This window comes from Streptomyces sp. AHA2 (assembly GCF_036857595.1).
Classification (GTDB): domain Bacteria; phylum Actinomycetota; class Actinomycetes; order Streptomycetales; family Streptomycetaceae; genus Streptomyces.
This window is the reverse complement of record NZ_JAUQWJ010000046.1, coordinates 1-5,336: the sequence shown is the minus strand read 5'-3', so window position 1 is coordinate 5,336 and position 5,336 is coordinate 1. Positions and strand designations below refer to the sequence as shown.

Here is a 5,336-nt window from a genome sequence, read left to right as displayed (position 1 = left end):
GCCGCCGTGGTCGCCCACCACGACCAGCCCGGCAGCACCCGCCTGATCGCCTACATCGTCCCCGACACCGACGAAACCCCGGCAGATCTGCGTGAGTTCGTGCGGCAGCGGTTGCCCGAGTACATGGCGCCCTCCACGTACGTCACCTTGGACCGGCTGCCCTTGACGGCCAACGGCAAGCTCGACCGGGCCGCGCTGCCCGAACCCGATCCGGGCGCGCGGGCGGACGTGCCGCGTCGTGAGCCGCGGACCGAGCGCGAGCGACTGCTGGGGACGCTGGTCGCGCAAGCCCTGGGCGTGGACGCGGTGGGGCCCGACGACGACTTCTTCGCACTCGGCGGGGACAGCATCGTCTCGATCCGGCTGGTCAGCCTCGCCCGCTCGGCGGGTATCGGACTCACGGTCCGGGACGTCTTCGAACAGCGGACCGCCGCCGGACTGGCCGAGGTCGCCGAGGAACTGCCCGTGTCGGCATCGGACCCCGACGACTCCGGTGTGGGAGGGATGGAGCCGACCCCGATCATGCGCTGGTTCGACGCGCGCGGTGGCGACATCGACGCGTTCCACCAGGCGATGCTGCTGGAGGTGCCGGCCGGGCTGCGCCAGGACCACCTCGTCGCGGCCGTTCAGGCTCTCGTGGACCACCACGACGCGCTGCGGTTGACCCGGACACCGGGTGGTCAGAGCGACGGGGCGTGGTCGCTGGAAGTGGGTCCGGTGGGGTCCGTGCCGGCCGCGGACCTGGTACACCGTGTCGAGACCGCCGGCGCCGCCGTCGACGCGACGCTGGTCCGCGCACAGGTGGAGGCGGCGTCCGCCCGCCTGTCGGCCGAGCGTGGCCTCCTGGTTCAGCTGGTCTGGTTCGACGCCGGACCGGCCGTGCGGGGCAGGCTGCTGGTCGTCGTCAACCATCTCGTCGTCGACGGGGTGTCCTGGCGGATCCTGCTTCCCGATCTCATCGCCGCCTGCGAGGCCGTCGGCGGCGGTCGTTCCCCACGGCTGGATCCGGTGGGCACCTCCCTGCGCCGCTGGGCGAGTCTCCTCATGGTCGAGGCCCGGCAGCCGGCCCGCATCGCCGAGGCGGCGTTGTGGAGCGAATTGGTCAGCGCGGCCGACCCACCGCTGACCACTGGACGGCTCGATGTCACGCGGGACACCGTGGGCCGCGCCCGCGAGCTCACCGTCTCCCTCCCGTCCGAGGTCACCACCCCGCTCCTGACGACCGTGCCCACGGCCTTCCACGCGAAGGTCGACGACGTCCTGCTCACCGCGCTCGCCCTGGCGGTCGCCCAGTGGCGCCGGACCCACGCACGCGGGCGGCACACGGCTCTTCTGGTGGACGTGGAGGGACACGGGCGCGAGGAGATCGTCGAGGGCACGGACCTCTCGCGCACCGTGGGGTGGTTCACCACGCTGTATCCCGTCCGCGTCGACCCGGGCCCCCTGGCCTGGGACGAGGTCGTCGACGGCGGGCCGCCGCTCGGACAGGCCCTGAAACGGGTGAAGGAACAGGTGCGCTCCCTGCCCGACCGGGGCATCGGCTACGGCCTGCTGCGGCACCTCAATCCGGCGACCGGGCCGGAGCTGGCCGGGCTCGCCGTACCGCAACTCGGATTCAACTACCTCGGCCGGTTCCCCTCGGCGGGTGCCCCGGTGGTCCCCGGCCGCCCGGAATGGACCGTGGCCGCCGAGACGGGCCTGCTGAGCGGCGCCGACCCGGCGACCGCCCTGGCGCACGGGCTCGAGGTGAACAGCATGGTCCGTGACGCCCCGGACGGGCCGGAACTGGAGGCCGTCTGGACCTGGGCGCCGGATCTCTGGACCGAACGGCACGTCCGAGCCCTGGCCGACCACTGGTTCCGAGCGATCCGCGGACTGGTCCGGCACGGCGAGCGCTCCGGCACCGGCGGCCACAGCCCCTCGGACTTCCCCCTGACCGAACTCAGCCAGCACGACATCGAGCAACTCGAAGCAGCGTGGAGGGTGCAGAAATGACGTCGTCGGGCCTGGAAGACATCCTCCCCCTCTCCCCGATGCAGGAGGGGCTGCTGTTCCACTCCCGCTACGAGCAGGACGGCGCGGACGTCTACGCGGTGCAGCACGTCTTCGCCATCGAGGGCGCCCTCGACGCGGCGCGGCTGCGGGCCGCCGTGCTCGCGCTCGTTCAACGGCACCCGAACCTGCGCGCCGGCTTCCGGCAGGTGGACTCCGGCCGGACCGTACAGCTGATACCCGGCCAGGTCGACGTTCCCTGGGACGAGTTCGACCTGTCGGCCCTACCCGATGCCGACGCGGAGGGGGAGCTGGCCCGGCTCGCCGCCAAGGAGCACGCCCGCCGGTTCGATCTGGCCGAGCCGCCCCTGCTGCGCTTCTCCCTGGTGCGCCTGGCCGCCGAACACCACCGCCTCATCATGACCACCCACCACATCCTGCTCGACGGCTGGTCGACGCCACTGCTCGTGCGCGAGTTGACCACGCTGTACGACAGCCGGGGCGACGCCACCGTGCTGCCCCGGGTGGCCCCCTACCGGCAGTATCTGGGATGGCTCGCACAGCAGGACCAGCCGGCGGCGGAGGCCGCCTGGCGGGAGGCGCTCGGCGGACTCGAGCAGCCGACGCTGCTCACCCCGGTGGATCCGGGTCGCCCCGGACTGATGCCGGAGCGGATCACGGTGGAGCTGGACGAGGACCGCACGGCAGCGCTGGCCGACCGGGCGCGCCGGCACGGGGTGACTTTGAACACCGTGCTCCAGGCCGCCTGGGGGCTGGTGCTGAGCCGGCGCACCGGCCACGACGACGTCGTGTTCGGGGCCGTCGTGGCAGGGCGCGACCCTCACCTGCCCGGCGTCGAGTCCATGGTGGGTCTGTTGATCAACATGGTGCCGGTGCGCGTGTCCCTGGACCCGGCGCAGTCACTGCTGACCACCGTGGAACAGGTGCAGAGCGCGCAGTCGCGGCTCACCGGGCACCACCACCTCGGGCTCGCCCGCATCCAGCAACTGACCGGGTTGGGCGACCTCTTCGACACCTCCCTCGTCTTCGAGAACTACCCGTGGGACGAGCCCGGCGAGCGGCCGGAGACCGGGCTGCGGATCACTCCTGACCTGGGCCGCGGGCGGGACGCTACGCACTATCCACTGACCCTGATCGCCGCCCCTGGCCGCCGTCTGTACCTCCGCCTGGACTACCGCCACGACCTCTTCGACCGGGCGACGGCCGCCGGGTTCGTCGACCGGCTGATCCGGGTGCTCGACCTCGTCGTCACGGATCCCTCCCGGCCGATCGGGCGGATCGATCTGCTGTCGGCGGAGGAGCGGGCGGCCGTGCTGGCGGTGCCTTCGGCTGTCGTGCCGTCGCGGGCGACGTTGCCGGAGTTGTTCGAGGCGCGGGTGGCGGCGGTGCCGGGGGCCGCGGCGGTGGTGTGGGAGGGGGCCACGCTGTCGTACGGGGAGCTGAACGAGCGGGCGAACCGGTTGGCTCATGAGCTGCTGGGTCGTGGTGTCGGTCCGGAGGACGTGGTGGCTCTGGCTCTGCCCCGGAGCGCGGAGCTGGTGGTGGCCGTCCTGGCGGTGCTGAAGGCGGGCGCGGCCTATCTCCCTGTCGATCCGGCCTATCCGGCGGCTCGTGTGGCCCACATGGTCGCCGACGCCGGGCCGGCTCTCGTGCTGACGACGACCGGGCACCGTGCCTCGGTGGAGACGGCGAGCAGGACGCCCGTTCTGCTGCTGGACAGGCTCGATGTGACGGATCAGTGCGCGGACAACCCGGTCACCGCGCTCGCGTCCGAGCATCCCGCGTACGTCATCTACACCTCCGGCTCCACCGGCCGCCCCAAAGGCGTCGTCATGCCCGCGGGTGCGCTGGTGAACCTGCTGGAGTGGCACCATGAGGCGGTCGGCGGCGAACCCGGCACGAGGACCGCGCAGTTCACGGCCACCAGCTTCGACGTCTCCGCGCAGGAGATGCTGTCGGCCCTGATGTACGGCAAGACCCTGGTGATCCCGGCGGAGGACGTCCGGCGGGACGCGGCCCGGTTCGTCGAGTGGTTGGACGAGCACGAAGTGGCGGAACTGTTCGCGCCCACCCTCGTACTGGAAGCCGTCGCCGAGGCCGCCGTCGAGCAGGGACGCGCGCTGCCCCGGCTGCGGACCATCGCGCAGGCCGGCGAGGCCCTGACGCTGAGCCGCGTCGTCCGCGAGTTCCACACCTCGGCACCGGAGCGCGTGCTGCACAACCACTACGGCCCCACCGAGACCCACGTGGTCACGGCCCACACCCTGAGCGACGAGCCCGACAACTGGCCGCTCACCGTGCCGATCGGCCGACCGATCGCCAACACCCGGGCGTACGTCCTGGGTTCGGGGCTGGAGTTGGTGGCGCCCGGTGTGGTGGGGGAGCTGTACATCGCGGGATCAGGTGTGGCCCGCGGCTATCTGGGCAAGCCCGGCCTGACATCCGAGCGGTTCGTGGCGGACCCGTACGCGGCTGAGCCGGGTGCTCGTATGTACCGCACCGGTGACCTGGTGCGGTGGAACCAGGACGGCGAGCTGGAGTTCGTCGGCCGCGCCGACCACCAGGTCAAGATCCGCGGCTTCCGCATCGAGCCCGGCGAGATCGAGAACGTCCTGACCGAGCACCCCCACATCGCCCAGGCAGCCGTCGTCCCCCGCGAGGACCAGCCCGGCAGGACCCGGCTGGTGGCCTATGTCGTGGCGCGGGAGACCCTGCGGCCCGAGGAGGCGAGGGAGTTCGCGCGAGAGCGGCTGCCCGAACACATGGTGCCCTCGGCCGTCGCACTCCTGGACAGCCTGCCGCTGACGGCGAACGGCAAGCTGGACCGGGCGGCCCTGCCCGCGCCGGACTTCGCGCCGACTGGATCCGGACGGGAGGCGCGCACGCCGCAGGAGCAGATCGTGTGCGATCTGTTCGCGCAGGTGCTGGGCCTGCCGCGGGTCGGCGTCGACGACGACTTCTTCGAACTCGGCGGCCATTCGCTGCTGGCCACCCGGCTGATCGCCCGCATCCGGGCCGCCTTCAGTGTCGAGATCGGCCTGCGCACGCTCTTCGAGGCACGGACCGCGGGCGCGGTCGCGGCCCGGCTCGACACCGCCGGGCCCGCACGGCTCGCCCTGACCAAGCAGCAACTGCTCGACGCGGTACCCCTGTCGTTCGCACAGCGGCGGTTGTGGTTCCTGCACAAGATGGAGGGGCCGAGCGCCACCTACAACATCCCACTGACTCTGAGGCTGAGCGGTGAGCTGGACCGTGACGCGCTGCGGGCCGCTTTAGGTGACGTGGTGGCCCGGCACGAGAGTCTGCGGACGGTGTTCCCCGAG

Annotated in this window: 2 protein-coding genes; both read left to right on the top strand. The window is 72.2% G+C overall.

Features of this window, described 5'->3' with window-relative positions:
• The coding region (locus tag Q5694_RS34700) for a condensation domain-containing protein (RefSeq protein WP_333937506.1) at window positions 1–1,995 on the top strand (1,995 nt) is incomplete at its 5' end.
• On the top strand, window positions 1,992–5,336 hold a 3,345-nt coding region (locus tag Q5694_RS34695), incomplete at its 3' end, for a non-ribosomal peptide synthetase (RefSeq protein WP_333937505.1). The genes Q5694_RS34700 and Q5694_RS34695, both read left to right, overlap by 4 nt.